At 39.5% G+C, this 17,456-nt stretch carries 14 protein-coding genes and 2 pseudogenes; 6 read left to right on the top strand and 10 right to left on the bottom strand.

Features of this window, described 5'->3' with window-relative positions:
- Window positions 1-460 precede the first annotated feature (460 nt).
- From SLH51_RS18760 to SLH51_RS18745, 4 genes and pseudogenes are all read left to right on the top strand, one after another.
- Window positions 461-553: pseudogene (locus SLH51_RS18760) on the top strand (integrase); the annotation flags it as partial.
- 627 nt (window positions 554-1,180) lie between these two features.
- Window positions 1,181-1,507 (top strand): ArsR/SmtB family transcription factor, encoded by a 327-nt coding sequence (locus SLH51_RS18755; RefSeq protein ID WP_335962998.1) that lies wholly within the window; start codon window positions 1,181-1,183, stop codon window positions 1,505-1,507.
- A gap of 186 nt (window positions 1,508-1,693) precedes the next feature.
- Window positions 1,694-2,209, top strand: a complete 516-nt coding sequence (locus SLH51_RS18750; RefSeq protein WP_335962997.1) for an SRPBCC domain-containing protein — start codon at window positions 1,694-1,696, stop codon at window positions 2,207-2,209.
- 25 nt (window positions 2,210-2,234) lie between these two features.
- Window positions 2,235-3,152: a VOC family protein gene (locus SLH51_RS18745; RefSeq protein ID WP_335963033.1), complete on the top strand. Its 918-nt coding sequence runs from the start codon at window positions 2,235-2,237 to the stop codon at window positions 3,150-3,152.
- A 928-nt stretch (window positions 3,153-4,080) separates the two neighbouring features.
- On the opposite strand, the gene SLH51_RS18740 is transcribed toward SLH51_RS18745, so the two are convergent.
- The 5 genes from SLH51_RS18740 to SLH51_RS18720 form a co-directional block, all read right to left on the bottom strand.
- On the bottom strand, window positions 4,081-4,299 hold the full coding sequence (locus tag SLH51_RS18740; RefSeq protein ID WP_335962996.1) for a hypothetical protein: 219 nt from the start codon (window positions 4,297-4,299) through the stop codon (window positions 4,081-4,083).
- 76 nt (window positions 4,300-4,375) lie between these two features.
- Window positions 4,376-5,458, bottom strand: coding sequence for a hypothetical protein (locus SLH51_RS18735; protein WP_335962995.1), 1,083 nt, complete (start codon window positions 5,456-5,458; stop codon window positions 4,376-4,378).
- A 95-nt stretch (window positions 5,459-5,553) separates the two neighbouring features.
- A complete protein-coding gene (locus SLH51_RS18730; protein WP_335962994.1) occupies window positions 5,554-6,522 on the bottom strand; it encodes a helix-turn-helix transcriptional regulator in 969 nt (322 codons plus the stop codon).
- A 612-nt stretch (window positions 6,523-7,134) separates the two neighbouring features.
- Entirely contained in the window at window positions 7,135-8,520 is a 1,386-nt protein-coding gene (locus SLH51_RS18725) for an MFS transporter (RefSeq protein WP_335962993.1), read from the bottom strand.
- A gap of 103 nt (window positions 8,521-8,623) precedes the next feature.
- Window positions 8,624-10,906: a beta-glucosidase family protein gene (locus SLH51_RS18720; RefSeq protein WP_335962991.1), complete on the bottom strand. Its 2,283-nt coding sequence runs from the start codon at window positions 10,904-10,906 to the stop codon at window positions 8,624-8,626.
- 142 nt (window positions 10,907-11,048) lie between these two features.
- Here SLH51_RS18720 and SLH51_RS18715 point away from each other — a divergent pair, with 142 nt between their 5' ends.
- Entirely contained in the window at window positions 11,049-12,290 is a 1,242-nt protein-coding gene (locus tag SLH51_RS18715; protein WP_335962990.1) for a helix-turn-helix domain-containing protein, read from the top strand.
- Window positions 12,291-12,416: 126 nt separating this feature from the next.
- Here SLH51_RS18715 and SLH51_RS18710 read toward each other — a convergent pair whose 3' ends face one another.
- The 3 genes and pseudogenes from SLH51_RS18710 to SLH51_RS18700 form a co-directional block, all read right to left on the bottom strand.
- Complete coding sequence (locus SLH51_RS18710; protein ID WP_335962988.1) at window positions 12,417-12,587, bottom strand: hypothetical protein; 171 nt, start codon at window positions 12,585-12,587, stop codon at window positions 12,417-12,419.
- Window positions 12,588-12,998: 411 nt separating this feature from the next.
- Window positions 12,999-14,456, bottom strand: a complete 1,458-nt coding sequence (locus tag SLH51_RS18705; protein ID WP_335962986.1) for a UxaA family hydrolase — start codon at window positions 14,454-14,456, stop codon at window positions 12,999-13,001.
- 67 nt (window positions 14,457-14,523) lie between these two features.
- Window positions 14,524-14,787, bottom strand: a pseudogene (locus tag SLH51_RS18700) (cyclophilin-like fold protein); the annotation flags it as partial.
- Between the two features lie 93 nt (window positions 14,788-14,880).
- On the opposite strand from SLH51_RS18700, the gene SLH51_RS18695 reads away from it, so the two are divergent.
- A protein-coding gene (locus SLH51_RS18695; protein ID WP_335962985.1) for an IS3 family transposase occupies window positions 14,881-16,112 on the top strand; the annotation gives its coding sequence in 2 pieces (ribosomal slippage) (window positions 14,881-15,172 and window positions 15,172-16,112; 1,233 coding nt in all).
- A 714-nt stretch (window positions 16,113-16,826) separates the two neighbouring features.
- Here SLH51_RS18695 and SLH51_RS18690 read toward each other — a convergent pair.
- Window positions 16,827-17,027 (bottom strand): lysine transporter LysE, encoded by a 201-nt coding sequence (locus tag SLH51_RS18690; protein ID WP_335962984.1) that lies wholly within the window; start codon window positions 17,025-17,027, stop codon window positions 16,827-16,829.
- Between the two features lie 21 nt (window positions 17,028-17,048).
- Window positions 17,049-17,303, bottom strand: a complete 255-nt coding sequence (locus tag SLH51_RS18685; RefSeq protein ID WP_335962983.1) for a hypothetical protein — start codon at window positions 17,301-17,303, stop codon at window positions 17,049-17,051.
- Window positions 17,304-17,456: the final 153 nt, after the last annotated feature.

Genomic DNA, 17,456 nt, shown 5'->3' with positions numbered 1-17,456 from the left:
GTCATACTCCAAGGTATAGTAACCCTTTCAATTAATTGGATTAACCTTCTAAAAAGATTCTTACTAATTTTACCATTATTTTCTTCCTAAATTAACCTCCCATTACAAGAAAATAGCTTTATTCCTTGCTCCATAATCTGGCCCTTTTCATGAAGAAAGACGCTTTCCTTATTTCAGAAAAGCGCCCTTTAACGGAAGACTCGATTTCAAGATAATCTTAAAAGACATTAATAAAGTTCTTCCTCTATTGCCCCCGTTTTGCGGAATAACATTTCAAAGACCTTATTAAAGAAACGCACCCTTTAGTTGAATAACTCAGGGATGTGTTTTAATGTAAGAAAGCTCCTCAACTCTCCATCAATTTTCTGTAAATTGCTGCTTTTTATCCACGTATATTCAAAATACATTCCTGCATCTTTGTCTTCTCCACTTACTTTATGTTCCCATGAATCTAAAGTCTAGTTTAATGGGGCATGAGAAGAGTGAAACAACACGTATTTATGCTCAATTAAGTGGGAGGCTTAGGAAAGAGTTTTACCAGAAATACTTCTAATCACTACTGGAGCAACACTTTAGGATGTGTTGCTCTTTTCAATTCTCGCTCCCGTTAGTTGAACAAGGACGTTTCACCAATTTGTGGAATTCGTCCTTAATTCTTTCTGAACAGTATATTTGTACTCCCTCAGTTAGATTCTATTTACTCACAAATGCTCGCTTATTCGCAGGATGGTAAATTTATTGTTGCTTTCAGTTACAAATTGGAAAGTCACGCCGAATTTTATCCGTTACATTTCCCAAATTCCAATCTGTAACCTGCTCCCCAAACCACCTCAATATAGGGATTGTAAAAATCTGATCCGTTTTTTTGCGTATTTTCCTTACATGAACGATGACCGTTGCCGAATCCCCCATCGAATTCTCCATTGTTCAGTTTAACCCCTTTTTGGTTTATCTTTACCTGACGCGACGAATTGTTAATAGAAACCTGTGGATAGTTACATTATACCGCCCTAAATAATTTTGCTGAATATTCCTTGAATGGAATATTCCTTATATGGAATAATGAATTTAACAACAAGTTACGACATAGTTATTATGGAAATACGGAGGTGATATTCTTGATATGACAACAAGCGATCATTAAAACTAGAAACATACACATGTTGGGAGATGATTCTACATGAACGTGCAAACCTTCAGTGCTCTAGCTGAACCCAACCGACTTGATATCGTTGACCTTCTTCTTGACGGACCGCTTCCAGTGGGAGAGATTGCGAAGAAGTTAAAACTAAACCAGCCCCAAACCTCAAAACATCTTCGTGTATTGAGTAATGCTGGTCTTGTCGAGGTTCAACAGGTAGCTAATCTTCGCATTTATAATCTAAGACCAGAACCGCTTCAAGAGTTGGATAAGTGGCTTGACTCCTACCGTCGAGTGTGGGAAGCGCGAATGGATCGGTTGGACGATTATCTCAACGTATTACAGGGAAAAAAACCATTGAATTGACTGGGGTAAAAAGAATCAGAAACAATGATTTGTAAAGTTGGTCATGGGCCCGCTTTGATCGATTGTAAAGCAACCTATTTTAAAAAACATCAAGATCGGAGACATCGTAGTAATAATTGCGTTGCCATATTGGAAAAAGTTAATGAAAAACAGAAAAAGATATTTTAAGTGGATGGAGGAATTAAGATGTCAATTAACGAAATAAGCTCAAGAGTAGAGAACGATCGGGTACTGGTGCTAGAGCGCATTTTCGATGCACCGCGCGATCTCGTGTTCAAAATGTTCAAAGAACCAGAGCATCTCAAGCATTGGTGGGGACCTAATGGTTGGGAACTTCCGGTTTGCCACATCGATTTCCGACCGGGTGGAGTTTGGCACTTCTGTATGAAGTGCATGGATCAAAACCAAGGTGATTATTATGGCATGGAATCTTGGGGGAAAGCTATTTACAAAGATATTATCGAACCGGAGACCATTATCTACACCGATTACTTCTCGGATGCCGAGGGAAGAATCGACGAAAATATGCCATCAACCGAGGTCACGTTGGAATTCATCGATCTGGACGGGAAGACGAAACTTATTAACCGTGCTGAGTATGTGTCTGCGGAAGCTCTCAAAACCGTCATGGATATGGGTATGCTACAAGGAATTACCGAGACTTGGAACCGTCTGGAAGAGCATTTGAACGAGATCAAATAAGGTAATTCATACTTACAAGGAGGGTATATCATTGATAGAACAAAAAATTGTCCCCCATCTTTGGTTTAATCAGGAAGCAAAAGAAGCTGCACAATTTTATACTTCCATTTTTCCTGATTCAAAAGTCACCAATATCGCAACACTTCGTAACACGCCATCTGGAGATAGCGATGTTGTTTCTTTTCATATCGCAGGATATTCATTCATGGCTATAAATGGAGGCCCGCATTTTCAGTTTAACCCTTCGATTTCTTTTTTTGTCAATTTTGATCCTTCAAGAGATAAGAACGCAAGAGAAAATTTAGATCAGCTCTGGGAAAAGCTGTCACAAGGCGGTACACCACTTATGCCACTTCAAGAATATCCGTTCAGTAAACGATACGGATGGATACAGGATAAGTATGGCCTGACATGGCAGCTAATCCTCACGAACCCAGAAGGTGAGGAACGACCATTTATCGCACCTTCTATGATGTATGTTCAAGATGTGTGCGGTAAGGCAGAAGAAGCCAGTGCCTTTTATCTTTCTGTTTTCAATGATTCAAGACGAGGGGAAATCGCTCGTTATCCTGCTGGCATGGAACCAGACAAGGAAGGGACTTTGATGTTTACAGATTTTATGCTTGAGAATCAATGGTTCGCCGCAATGGACAGTGCCGGGCCACATGACTTCCATTTTAATGAAGCCATTTCACTTTTAGTTCGGTGTGAAAATCAAGAAGAAATAGATTACTACTGGGAAAAGCTTTCCTCAGATCCAAAAGCAGAACAATGTGGTTGGTTGAGAGATAAGTACGGTGTCTCTTGGCAAATCTGGCCAGAGGTTATAGGAGAAATGATGGCAAACGGGACGAACGAACAAATAGATCGATTGACAAAAGCATTTCTTCAAATGAAAAAATTTCACATAGAAAATTTAAAAGAAGCACATCAAGGTAAGTAACAGTTGTGTGGCTCTGAATTAAAAAAATGATTGATTTTAAAGCTGGTAAATGCCAGCTTTTTCCTATTGCGCAGTATTTAGTCAAACGCGAAGAAACAATTACTTAATAAACGTAATCGTCTCCGTAATTTCACAACAGTATATTTTTGATTCTATTCCTGAAATCGCAAGACAAATCGATATGCTGGATCAAGAAGTAGCCGATAGATTGAGTACCCAAGTATTATAAAACCAAGTATCTAAATTATAGCTATGAATGTTGAGTAGATAAGTTCCGATGGTAGTAAAAGGGACAAAATTATGCGACACACCAGTATAGCTCCCATCAAGTCTATCTGGATAAAATATACCTTTTCCTACAAAGCTAACGAATAACACAAAAGAAATATAAAACAAAGTTAAAACAATAACATACCACCTTGATTTCAAATCAACAACTAACAGCTTCACACACCTCCTCAATAAAAGATATGTCCAACTAATGTTAACTATACGGTGATTATTGAGTTAATCTGTCTGCTTCGTTAGGCAAAAAGGCGCTGCTGCTGCTGCAGAAACGCAACCCGTTAGCATAAAAGAAATAAGTTACTTGGAGAGCTATTACAACGGGATAGATATAAGCGCCCATAAGCGCGAATATCCAAACTCCAGCACTGTTGACTGTTTCATTTCGACATGGCAAGTCTTCGCCTCCTTCAATATAAAAAGAGCCCCAAAGGGAAAAGGGACTCTCTATTGGACCAAGAATTTTTCATGTTGCTCACGCTCTTCTGTAAATCTTGCACCTCATCTAAGATGCTTATAGAAAATCTATTTCTTTCTCTACATAACATAATCAGTCATTTTTCCTTCATTAAGAGAATATGTTATATCTCCCTGTAGATATATATCTGTACTGCTGCTTTCCGACATCATCCCGTCTCCAGAATCACCTCTTTCGAAAGTTGGGTCTATCGTGTCTAAGAATTTGAAGTCCATTTACAATAATCGAATCAATTTCAATTCTTTTTGCTACATCTATATATTGAACCTCTGTACACTCTTTTTCTGATCCAAACGTTCTCTGTTCTTTTACTAAACCAAAGCCTCCATTGTAAATCGTAATGCTTAATTGTTCTGTTTCTTCACTTGTGGACTTATACCTCACATTTGCCACCTCCATCATATTTTCAAATAACTAGTAGTGCCAACCAAGCTATGATTGCTTGGTTGGCTCAAAACACCTATTCAGCTCTCAACTGAAACCAAACTTCCGCATCCGACTTACGCTGGAAAGCTGCTAGAGGATTTTCATCATCCTGATCGACTAGAAAATACGTATAACCTTCGCGCTCTGCTCCTTCATACAATTCATTCCATAAGTCTGGCTCTAGCCCAGAGACGGAAATAAATTGATCATACGTATTGCCACCGCTACTAACTGCATCAAATAAGGAGTGGTTTAGATCGAATGGTTCTTCTTCTACTTCATTCACAACGACATGGTATTTAGCAAGAATGTATTCCTGCCCCTCACCAGGTTCGTCATTAAATTGGTTGCCCTGACGCACCATCTCCCATGCCGCATCACCGCTAATCACTTCAAGTAACTCAATATCTAGTTGAACATTTCCGTGAAAAAGGTCGTAATACGTTAACGAAACACGTTCCCCAATTGTTAAAGGGTTATTTCTTGTACCAACTTCCTTTTCTGAATCGGCTGATGACGATTCTTCTTCGATTTCTTCTTCCTCTTCATACGTAACAAGCTGGTCTGCAGGTGGGACTTCTGCTGACAGAAGAGCTCTCATTTCATCGAATACTTCGCGCATTTCGGCATCTTCTGACGTTGGGCTGAAGATCCATCCTAACTTTTCTTCATAGACAAAGAAAATCTTTTCATGAAGTTTGCCTGATTCGTCTTCCGTTCTCGTGAGCGTAATCATGCCCGTTTCTCCGTCTTCTTCGTGTTCGACGGTTTCAATTACAGCAAACTTTTCCAAATCAATTGTTGTAGTGTCATCGGTAAATCCGCTAACGAACAAAAAGAACTCCTGCACATCTGGATGAACGTATTCGATTATTGCTTGCTCCCTTGCTTCTGGATCAGATGAGTAAAAATCGCTGACAAAGGTTTTAATCATCTGTTCTTCAGCTGTTAGGGTTTCCTTTTCCTCTAACCAATTTGGTTTCGTTTCAGATTCTGTTTCTGAAGCCGTTTGATTGTCTCCCTCTACCTTCTCAACAGTCGCTCCCTCTCCACAGCCAGTCAACATGATTGCAGCAATGACGACGAATGAAAATAACCATAACGTTACATGTTTCATTTGAAATCCCCCCATGAAATTATTCATTACATGAACAGGATAACAAGAGAAATTGACATAGATGTGTCAGCGAACAAATGTTTTTACCAACTTTTTTACAATTTTTTTTGATACATTTGTATCCAGCTCTCAAGTGTCGCTTTCATCTTGTTGCGATACTCAATTGGCTCAAGAATTTCTGCGTCCGTTCCATATTGCATAATCCACTGTAAAAATTCCCGGTCGTGATTTAGCGTAACTTCAAATAGTAAACTTCCATCTTCCCTCTCGGTTAACTTTGGTTTCACAAAGAGCTCTTCTTCTTTTATGTAGCGCGCGATATTTTCACTAAATAGCACTTTAAAATGAATCTTGTCCGTACCTTGGATAATGGACCACGTATGTGTAAAGTAATCTTTTAAGTTGAATTCCTGTTTTTCAAATGTTCGATCTGTTTGTGTTACTTCAAGGAAACGACTCAGTCTGAACGTAAGCACCTTTTGTTTCTCGTGGCAATAGGCAATTAAATAAAAACGATGATCGCGCGGAATCAAATAGTATGGGTCCAGAGAACGGGAAGTTGTGACATCACGGCTCTGTGTATGATACACAACCTCAATTGTGCGTGAATTCAAAATCGCTTGAATGACTGGTGACAAAAAATTTTGTTGTTGTTCTTGAAAGGCAGGAGTCCCCATTTGAATGATGGAAACCATTTTCTGAAGTACATCTTGAAGGTCTTTCTTTTCTTTTTGATGGGTAGCCATCACCTTTTCATAAGCTGGATAAAAATCAGGAGGAACTAAATGGCTGATTGGATCAAGAATGTTTGGCAGCATACCGAATGCTACAGCTTCTTCGTCTGTCCAATCTAGCGGATACAAAGAAAAATTCCCAACAAACCTGTTCCCCTTCCCGTACCCATCACTTACAATCGGCACACGAGCAGCACTTAACATTTCCAAATCCCGATAAATCGTTCTTTCCGTCGTTTCACACCTTTCAGCCAGCTCCTTAGACTTAATCCCAGGGCTTGATTGAACTAAATTAATAATACGTACAAGTCTGATGAGGCGTTCTGACATGGAATCGTCCTTTCTTTTTATACTCTCAAGTTACAGTTCTATATTACCAGTTTTTGGGGTGGATTATCATGGGAAATTGGAACAGGTTTTGCAGAAAGAGAATTTCAGAAAGCATAGGGAAGGTTCGAGACTAGTGTAAAAATGCAATCTCTTTTAAAAAGAGGGATTCCAAATACAACAAGTAGTATCTGTTTGAAGTTCCGATTTCCATATAAAGTAGTCGAAGTTATAGTTTTCGGCTTTTTCACTGATTTCGGACAGTTCTCTGACTTCCTTAAAGAAGCACAAGAACCGTCCGAGACTGGTGAAAAAGTACATTTTCAATTGATCAATCGGTATTCAACTACAACAAATGGTATCTTATTTAATTGTTATACAACTATATATGGTACTCAATATAATAGTTTTTGACTTTTTCACCGGTCTCGATACGTCCCCTTGCTTCCCGTATTGAAAACAAAGGAACAACTTTTACCGTTCGGTTGCCTCTTTCCATGAGTAGTTAATCTGACATAAATTTTCCGTTTGATTGCAACTTAAAGCAACGATCGCTAGCAAAAACCACCAATCTCCTGACAATTAGGGGGTGGTGGTTTTTTACGATGATATCTATTACGCCTTTCTCTCTTGTAACTCTTTTAAAATCTGCGGATATTCTTTATCTAACTTATAGAAATAAAGGAAGATAATCTGAATAATTGAAAACACTAAAGGAAGATAAACGAAAAGAGCTATGAGTGTCGTGTTTGCTGATGCTGACTGCTCAGCGACTCCTCCAACATAACCGCCAAAGGATAACGCCCAGCCCATCATCGCAGCACCTAGACCCATCCCTACTTTCGTTCCGAAGCTTCCAGCGCTATAGACTAGACCTTCTGTCCGAACGCCAGATTTCCATTCTCCGTACTCGATCGTATCTGCTAGCATTGCAAAGATTGATGCGATTAATGGCACGCCACCAATTCCACGGATCATCGAGCCGATTAAGACAAGAGTCCAGTTTGAAGGGTCAATCATAATAACGATCGTTCCGATAGCTCCGATTAGAAGACCTCCGATAATTGCATTACGTTTACCGATTTTTTTGATAATTGGTGCTACAAATAGAATACCGACCATCATTGGGAACAAACCAGCTAGCCCCATTGGACCGACTAATGCAGGGTTACCTAGAATGTATTGTGCATAGTATACATTTAGTCCTTGGCCTAGTCCCATCCCTGCGTATGTGACAACAGCGAAGCCGACCATTATTGCCCAATATTTATTTTTCATTAATGCTTTAAATCCAACTTTTAATGAGACTGTGCTTGAAGTTGTTTCTCTTTCTCTAACTGGTTTGACTCGTTCTTTTGTTGTGAAAAATGTGATCAAAAACAGGATAGCTGCTAGGATGGCAAAAACGCCAAACGTAAGCTGCCAGCCTTGCTTGCCTCCACCAAACGCTTCAACCAATGGAAACGTAAGATACATAAGGATAACATTTGCAATAAGTGCCATAAGCATTCTGAAAATATTTAATTGAGAGCGTTGGTATTGATCTTGAGTAATTAAAGAATTTAATACGCCATAAGGAATATTGATTGCTGTATAGATTATATGAATCAAATTATACGTAACTGCAATATATACAAGCATTGCAACTGGTCCTAAATCAGGAACACTAAACAGTAGTACCGCTGCTACAGCATATGGGATTGCCATCCATAATAACCATGGACGCGCTTTACCGTGCTTCGATTTTGTCTTATCAACAATGGCTCCCATCCCGATATCTGTGAAACCATCAAGTAACCGCGACAACAAAATAATTGTTCCGACAGCCGCTGCAGATGCCCCTGCAACATCCGTATAGTAGAACAATAGAAACATGCCGACTGCAGCGAAGACTAAGTTACTTGCTAGATCCCCAAACCCATATCCTACTTTTTCTTTAAAACTGATATTTGCCCCCACCGGTGCAACCGGTGCCTGTTCCTTCAACTTACGTACTGCCATTTTAAACCCTCCTTTACAAACTGGTAAAACGCTTACATATATTAGAGAAATGCTTGAAACTTTTTTAATTTGAGGCTATTTTTTCTACAGCCCCTTTTTGTTTTTATGCCAACTGCGATTTCTTGTTGTTTAATTGATCAATAAGCTCATTCAGCATTTGTTCCGAGAAACGCTCACTGTTAAACGCCGCTAACGCTCGAAGTGGCATGTACTTCATCATTGCCTCAAACATTTCTGGGTTATCCTCTAATGCATCCCCGATTCCACTGTCTTGATTCATTTCAGCCATCGCTGCTTGGATCACAGTGGCGTGATCTGGATTTTGAAATAGATCTCCGATGGTTGTGTTTCTCGTTACTAGCTTAGTGACAGCTGGTGTTGTGGAGTGAACCGTAACGGTTTCCGTTAAGGCAATGTTAGCAGAAGAGTTTCCTACTAAAATAGTGAATTCCCCGCTTTCCACATGCCAGTCTGCAAGATCAACGTGATAGTAAGCAAAAGCACGTTTGTCTAATGTGATCGTAACAGTTTTCTCTTCCCCAGGTTGTAGTTCTACTTTTTCAAAGCCTTTTAGTTCTTTTTCAGGTCTGACAACACTGCTTTTTACGTCTTTCACGTAAAACTGAACGATTTCTTTTCCAGCTACATTGCCCGTATTTTTCACGGTTACTTGAACGTAGACTGTTTCTGTATCTTGTAACTCCTTTTTATCTACAACTAGATTCGTATACTCAAAGGTTGTATAGCTTAAGCCGTATCCAAATGGGAACAATGGCTTGATTCGCTTCGTATCATAGTAGCGATAGCCAACAAAAATTCCTTCTTTGTATTCAACCTTATCTCCCTCACCCGGAAAATTCAGATATGATGGATTGTGGCTCACGTCAACAGGGAATGTTTCAGCAAGCTTTCCAGAAGGGTTCACTTTGCCGAATAGAAGGTCCGCAATTGCTCCTCCTAATGCTTGCCCGCCTAAGTAGCCTTCAAACAATCCTTTCACTTTATCAAGCCATGGCATTTCAATAGGTGCACCGTTGCTTAAGACTACAATGATGTTGCTTTGCACTTCAGCAACAGTCTCAATTAAACTGCGGTGATTCGCAGGAATGTGAAGATGCTCGCGGTCATAGCCTTCTGATTCATAGCGATCTGGTAAGCCGACAAATAACACTGCTACATCTGATTTACTAGCAACCTCTTTTGCTTCCTCTATTAACGCATGGTCAATGTCATCTGTTTTTACATCGTAGCCTGCGGCATACGCGATTTGCGTACCTACAACCTCCTCGATTTCTTCTAAAATATTATCTAGCTTCGTTGGATTCACGTGCGAGCTTCCACCACCTTGATATCTTGGCGATTTCGCAAATGCTCCAATGACTGATAGTGTTGTCTCTTTGTCTAATGGAAGAATATTGTCTTCATTTTTTAGTAATACCATACTCTCACTGGCTACTTTTCTCGCAAGTTCATGGTGAGCGGCTTTATCATAGGTTGCATTCTCTACTTTATTGTCGACAGCCTTAAACGTAATTCTTAGTAATCGTTCAACGGCTTGATCGAGCTTTTCTTCTGAAAGATTGTCATTTTTTACAGCTTCGACAATTTTGCGGTCACCCATACCGTTACTAGAAGGCATTTCAAGCTCAAGTCCTGCTGCTAGTCCGTTTGCTCGCTCGTTGACAGCTCCCCAATCTGATACAACAAACCCTTCGTGACCCCATTCTTCCTTTAAAATATCTGTTAGCAATGTTTTGTTTTCCCCAGCAAATTCACCATTCACTTGGTTATACGAGCACATAACCGTCCATGGCTGAGCCTTCTTCACTGCACCTTCAAAGCTAGCAAGATAGATTTCATGCAACGTTCTTTCATCAATCACAGCGTCCGTTGACATACGGCGGTGCTCTTGGTTATTGGCTGCAAAGTGCTTCAATGATGTACCGACTCCTTGACTTTGCACTCCGTTAATATGACTTGCTGCAAGTTCTGAAGATAGAAATGGATCTTCTGAGAAATATTCAAAGTTACGGCCACATAATGGTGAACGCTTTATGTTCGCACCAGGTCCTAATAAGACAGCTACATCCTCTGCCTGACATTCTTCTCCGAGGGCCACACCAACTTGAGTAATTAAATCACGGTCCCAAGATCCGGCTAAACCAGCTGCTGATGGAAAACACGTAGCAGGCACACTATCATGTAAGCCGAGGTGATCTCCACTGCCATCTTGCTTTCTAAGTCCATGAGGTCCATCTGTCACCATAATCGATGGGATCCCAAGTCTTTCAATCCCCTTTGTATTCCAAAAATTCTTTCCTGAACATAAACTTGCCTTTTCTTCTATCGTCATTTGTTTAATTAAGCCTTTAATATCTCTTGTCATCTTGCTTCCTCCTTTAGTTTTCACAAAGTATTTAAAGCGCTTTCACGAGTTCATTATAAGTTGATTTATGTATTGTGTATGGTATTATCTAGTTAAGTTTTGTATTTTTTTGTTCTAACATTATAAATTGTTGGTGATATTCATGATGAATTCTCCTTTTTTAACAGAGGTCGAATATTTTTGTAAACTTATTTCTGAGACATTTAAAATCCCTGTCACTTATTATACTCAGAACGATGAACACCTTTTTGAGTTTGGACAAACAGCCCATTTCAATCCATTTGCATCTTCCAAAACGGCGCAACTCGAGCTATTGTCTTCAAATCAAAGTGTCATATCAGACAAACCAGTATTAACAACTTCTTTTCACATAGAAAACTATCTTTCCTTTATCGTTGATTTATCTGAAGAGAGAATGGGAACGATGATGATCGGCCCTTCCCTTTATCAAGACGTTCAAGATGACATTATAAAGGGGATAAAAAATGACTTTCAATTGACTACGGATGAAGCATCATTAAAGGAATATTTTTCATCGCTTTCGATTGTTCCAAAATCAACCTTGCTCCACATTGGAAAAATGGCTTACTACCTGCTTTATCATAAAAAGATTGATATTTTGGATATCATTGAATTTAACGAGACAAGAGATCAGGAGAACCCCGTCATAGAGAGTTTAGATTTACAGGTATCTGCTGAAAGCAGACAAACAAAAGCGTTTCATCACCCTTATCTGCAAGAAAAAGAAGTGTTTCGCTGTATCACAGAGGGGAATAAAGAAGAGCTGTTTATTAAGATGTCTTCCATGACTGAAGCAGGAAAAGCAGGGGTTCTTTCGAAGCGAAGTCATATTCGAAACTACAAAAATCTTTCGATCACGGCGATTACGTTGGCAACAAGAGCTGCGATGGAAGGCGGTCTTGAACAAGAAATGGCATATACCCTAAGTGATATATACATTCAAACGATTGAAGAAGCAGGGACCATCGCTCAAGTTGAACGAATCCAAACAGAGGCTTTAACTGAATTTACCGACCGTGTAAAAAATTCCAAGCAAAAGAAATACTCAAAGCCCATTAACACCTGCCTGAGTCATATTTTCAAGAATTTATACGAGGACCTTTCCCTTACTGAGCTTGCTGAGGTAACGCACTTAAGTTCCAGCTATTTATCCAAGCTATTTAAGCAAGAAGTTGGCGTGTCGCTAAGTGTCTTTATTCAAAATGAGCGGATTGAGGAAGCGAAAAAGCTCCTTGTCTTCTCTCATTATTCATTAACGGATATCTACACGATGCTGAATTTTAATGATCAGAGCTATTTTTCAAAGGTGTTTAAAAAAGTGACGGGGATGACTCCGAAAGAGTATAAGGAGAGTTATGGGTGAGGTTTTTTAGAGATGGCAAAAGAGCTTATAAAAAAGTATTTTCGTGCAAGACAGGTTCGGCAAGGAGGTAACCAATTTAAAAAAACCTCCAACATAAGATCTGAAATCTGAGCACTCATTCTAGCCCTAATTAATAGGAAAATCGCATTGGCTAAAAGCCAATGCGATTTTCTCATCTAATTTACATTCAAGCGCCCGTTTTAGACCAATGATACTTTTTTCTAATTCCCGTGCAACATGAGCAAGTTCTTTGGAAATTGGCTCTAGAATTTGATAGAAGTAGGTTTGTTTGTTCATCTATGAAGTCCTCCAGTAGGTTTATTTATTGTGGAAGCATTCAGCTCAACTCTTTATAGTTTCCTGGATTTTATGCATAGTGCCAAATATAAAATGGATGCGTGCTAACATTGAAAGAGATAGTAAGGTATAGAAAATTAAGCGTTAAGGACAGAGTAGAGTGATTTATCACTTTTCTCTGTCCTTATTTATGTGGGCTTATAAATGCATATTATTTTGAAAACATGATGAAAAACTGAAATGACTATGAGCAACTTCGTTATGAAATCAAACATGAAATGACCAACGATGTCATGGATCATTTCCTGATAATTTGATATATTCTCACCCTGTCTGTTCAAACAATCTGGCTACATTATTCTACTCTTTTCTGTCACAATAGAGTTGTCAAAGCAATGGCTAAATGAAAGATTACAAAGAAACGCCAAATCGTCCACGTGTAAATTGAAAATCAACATTCCCTTGCTGGTAAAGTTGCGATGAATAACTTTGCTCTATCACTTGTTTGATTCGTTCCAGGATTTGTTCATTCCAGACAGCCGGACTTCCTGTAAGCAACAAGTCCAGGTCACTAGCGTATGTTTGTTGCACTACAGGTTTGTCTGCCATTTGGAGCACTGGTACAAATGGATGCACCTGCATCGGTCGGTCGTTGACCAAAGCCAAGATGATTTCTACACCTGTCGCTCCCAATCCTGTCATGGTCTCCACCCAATGCTCGGTAGGCGTCTCCATCATATGAAAGCCAACTTGTTTGGCATGCTCACCATAGGCTAATGATGGATTTACCGTTGGTTGTTTCAGTACAGCATCCCTGTATGATGGTGTAGCAAATAAATCACTGTTATCTGGAACAACAACCAGTCCACCGGAACCGACTATACACTTCGTTAAAGTGGCAAGTTGTTCGGCAGATTCCTTACTGGGAGTACCGTCGGTCATGATACCAATCCGCAAGCCCTCTAACCCGACTTTATCCTGAGCCGTCAAAGGAGTACTAGACATTTGTATTTGATCAGCAAACCAGGACTTTACCTTTTGACTGACCTGTTCGATTCCTCCGTCAAGCTGAATGCTAGCAAAGCCAAGGCGGTCAGGGTCTCCACCCATTTTCACAATTTGGTTGCGCATGAACGCATTATGAGTTTTTTCACACCCATGCTCTAGCAACAGACAATGCCTGACCATAGGGTGATGTATATACCCTACCATTGTACGTGCATACAACTCTTCTGCATTTCCACCAGAATTTCCACACCCTTCCGTGTGCGCCAATGCCACAAAGCGAGAGAGGTGATCGGGTTGCCCTACTCTTTTTTCGTTCAAATCTGCCGTAATCATATTAGCCACCTGACCGGCACAAAGACTGGTAGGGAGAATGAGCCCGATTTGACGTCTGCTTCCACCATTAGAAATGGAAAATGAGAAATCTCTGTTTTCGCTCTCCACATCAGTGCGAATAGGAAGCGGGATTCCATTTGGAACCGAGGCATTATTCAAATTTTTAATCTGGCTGTCATCCGTTTGCTGCCAGTCGCGCCATATCTGAACCTGTGAATGGCCGGCTTGCTCACCTACACTTTTCTGTCCAGAGGCAATACGTAGCATCAGGTCAAAAGTTTGACTGCCCAATTTATCCATTGGCAACCCGTCCTGATACTGCCCTGCATTGACGTCCATATCCTTAGACAGGAGTTCAAAACGTTCTGTCGTTGTGACAACTTTAATTGTCGGAACAAACGGGAAGTTTGTGATCGAACCATTCCCTGTTGTAAAGAAAATAAGATTACATCCTGCAGCCACCTGACCAGCGATACTCTCAAGATCATTACCAGGACTATCCATGAAATAATATCCATCCTCTTTCATAGGGGCACCGGGAAGCATCGGGACGGAAGCATCGGGACGGTTCTTACGCTTCCTTCGTTTAGCGAAACTAAAGAAGCAAGAGATCCGTCCCCATGCTTCCTTCAACTAAATCAAAATTAACGCGTATATCACCGTTACCGACTGCTTTTGCAAATCTCTCCACATCCTCGATATATCCGAGACGAGTGTAGCTATAGGAACTTGATAAGGTTTCATAGAACAATACTAGACAATTGTCCCCATAAAGCATAATTTCTCCCGCATTAATAACGCCGGGTCTCTCAGAATCTGTTGGGAGTCTATCTGAAAGATAATAGAACTTTTCATTTTTATGAAGATCCTCCCTCTATAGCCCCGATATGAACTTGGACAGCTCTAACTAGTTATTTTATAATCATATTAACTAAAGGAGCTGACTTACATCATGAAAAGAACGAGACACCCGAGAGAGTTTAAAATACAAGTTGCCAATGAGTCCATTGAAACAGGAAATGCAGCACTTGTTGCACGTCGTTACGAGCTTAGCCCTAACATGGTAAATCGCTGGGTGAAAGAATATAAAGACGGGAAGTTTGATGACCATATTCCCCATGGTGATACGGCTCCCCTCGAAACAAAACAGTTATCTCAAGAAAATGATCAACTGAAAAAGTTACTCGGTGAAAAAGACCTAGAGATCGCCATACTCCGTGATCTTATAAAAAAGAAAAACCCTCACTTACTGAAAAACTTGAAATAGCTAACCACTGGATTAACAAAGGTTACGCTGTTTCAACGGTGCTAAAAATACTTGGAATTCCTCGTTCCACCTATTATTATCAAAAAAATTATAAGGTAGAGGAAAAGCAAGTGAGTGAGGGACGTCCAGCACCAGGTTACTCCATCACGAAGGACGGAAAGAAAATATCAGATGAACAAATAAAAGAATGGTTAGTAGAAGAAATTGAAGGCGATGCCTATGCGTATGGATACCGGAAACTCACCAAACAACTACGTCGAAACTATGATCTCATCGTCAATAAAAAGAAGGTATACCGTCTGTGTAAAGAACTTGATATTTTACGACCACAGCGGAAGAAAAAAGTCACCTACCCAAGACGATTAGCACGAAATCGTATCATTAAAGCTTCTAATAAGCTGTGGGAAACGGACATTAAATATGGATATATTGAAGGGGAACAACGATTTTTCTTTGTGCTATCTTATATTGACGTATACGACAGATCCATTATTGATTACCATATCAGCTTAAGCTGCAGTGGGAAAGATGCCCTACAGACATTGAAACGAGCGTTATTAAAGCGACAACAGTTCGATAAACTGGAAAAACCTGTGATACGAACAGATAACGGCCCACAGTTTATTTCCCATGCCTTTCAAGAGGGCTTTGAAACTCTGGAAATGGAACATGAAAGAATTCCACCAAAAACGCCTAATATGAATGCTCATATTGAATCCTTCCATCGCATTTTGGAAGATGAATGCTTGAGTAGGTTCCAATTTGAAACCTATGAAGATGCCTACCGGGAAGTTTCAACGTTTATGAAATTCTACAATGAACGTCGTATGCATTCTAGTATTCTAGATCTGTCACCACAGGAATTTTATACGAAACAACAGGTTGAAAAGCTAGAGATCAAAGAAATACATCTGTAGGATGATAACAAACAAATTTAGAAACACAGCTTGATATGGAGTGGCGGGCATGATAGCCTCTTTTGGCCCTGCCAGCACCTAATAAAGCTGGCTTCCTGGCAAGAGAATTATGCCCGCAGAGGCTCCTTGTCAAGCTACTTGGCCCTAGCGAAACATATTGAAAGAACACATAAAAAACAAAAAGATAAGAATGACCAAGAATAAGAGAGCTTATGTCCAAAATTCGGGGGTTAATCCGGTTTTCCTTTAAGCCGTTTCAAAAGGAATAAGCCCTCCACGCTATCAGCTTACAACGTTATATTATATCTATTATAGAAAGAACTTAGGTGCTTCCTTTAAGCCTATTAGCCGTTCATATGCCTGTAACATATCATGGTTTTTCATAATAGTTAGTAACCTCATAACCTCACAATTTGGTGATATACACATTTCTATGTATTCAAGTGTAGATAGGAAAAGGTAAGGCTTTGATATTATCTTCACTTTTAACATAAATATCTAATTCAACTACCAAGTGTTATTCAATTATCTGGCCCTTTTCATGAAGAAAGAGGCTTTCCTTATTTTAGAAAAGCGCCCGATTGTGGAAGATCAATAATATTTGCACTCTTTAGTTTAAAGAAAGAGCTATGTAAACAGCTCTCGCCCCTCAACAAACGTCACCTTTTTGAAGAAAAATGGATTACTCTTCTCTTACAAAAACTCTTCAAAGTTTTATTTTATTTCATGAAAAGCTAAGTTTACAGCTAAGGCACCAAAAACAGATGCCATGAACCAGCGCTGAATCTTAATCAAAAAGGATCTACTTCTAAGCCCAACCGCGACCTGCCCAGCAAATAAAACAATTAGTAGATTTACAGCAAAGCTAACAAAAATTTGCACTGCTCCTAATTTAGCAGTTTTTACGAAGAGCAAACTAATTTAATCCTTCAAATATTATTGTAAGTAAATAGTACCACGTTCAATATTTTTCTTTTGAACATCTAAAATTTTCTGGGCAAGTTCAAAATCAATTAGTCCTTCGTGTGCCATAGTTGATGCATTTTTCATTATTTTTGTACACTCGTAGATAGTCCTCGCATAACTAATGACATATTGCATTTGACCAATGCTTGGAGATAATTTCTCGTCAATCTCCCTTTGTTTATCAAAACTAACATTTGTCGCTTTACTCCATTTTTCTGCATCCATCTCAGTTCCTCCTTAATATCGCTTTATGTGTCAAATGTGCAATATTAAAGAAATAAAAATTCTCATTTATTCATATAAATGAGTGAATTTCATAAATATCATCCCTTGTGTCTCAAGGGTTCCAAGGCATAAAAAAGGAAGTACCTCCCCAAA

The organism is Halalkalibacter kiskunsagensis (assembly GCF_037027555.1).
In the GTDB taxonomy this organism is placed as follows: Bacteria; Bacillota; Bacilli; order Bacillales; family Bacillaceae_D; genus Halalkalibacter; species Halalkalibacter kiskunsagensis.
The sequence above is the reverse complement of the archived record's forward strand: the minus strand, read 5'-3'. Positions and strand labels throughout refer to the sequence as shown.

Bases quoted from the DNA above. Each gene is read 5' to 3' on its own strand.
- SLH51_RS18755 (WP_335962998.1), top strand. From the start codon at position 1,181: ATGAACGTGCAAACCTTCAGTGCTCTAGCTGAACCCAACCGACTTGAT.
- SLH51_RS18750 (WP_335962997.1), top strand. From the start codon at position 1,694: ATGTCAATTAACGAAATAAGCTCAAGAGTAGAGAACGATCGGGTACTG.
- SLH51_RS18735 (WP_335962995.1), bottom strand. From the start codon at position 5,458: ATGAAACATGTAACGTTATGGTTATTTTCATTCGTCGTCATTGCTGCA.
- SLH51_RS18730 (WP_335962994.1), bottom strand. From the start codon at position 6,522: ATGTCAGAACGCCTCATCAGACTTGTACGTATTATTAATTTAGTTCAA.
- SLH51_RS18725 (WP_335962993.1), bottom strand. From the start codon at position 8,520: ATGGCAGTACGTAAGTTGAAGGAACAGGCACCGGTTGCACCGGTGGGG.
- SLH51_RS18720 (WP_335962991.1), bottom strand. From the start codon at position 10,906: ATGACAAGAGATATTAAAGGCTTAATTAAACAAATGACGATAGAAGAA.
- SLH51_RS18715 (WP_335962990.1), top strand. From the start codon at position 11,049: ATGATGAATTCTCCTTTTTTAACAGAGGTCGAATATTTTTGTAAACTT.
- SLH51_RS18710 (WP_335962988.1), bottom strand. From the start codon at position 12,587: ATGAACAAACAAACCTACTTCTATCAAATTCTAGAGCCAATTTCCAAA.
- SLH51_RS18705 (WP_335962986.1), bottom strand. From the start codon at position 14,456: ATGAAAGAGGATGGATATTATTTCATGGATAGTCCTGGTAATGATCTT.
- SLH51_RS18685 (WP_335962983.1), bottom strand. From the start codon at position 17,303: ATGGATGCAGAAAAATGGAGTAAAGCGACAAATGTTAGTTTTGATAAA.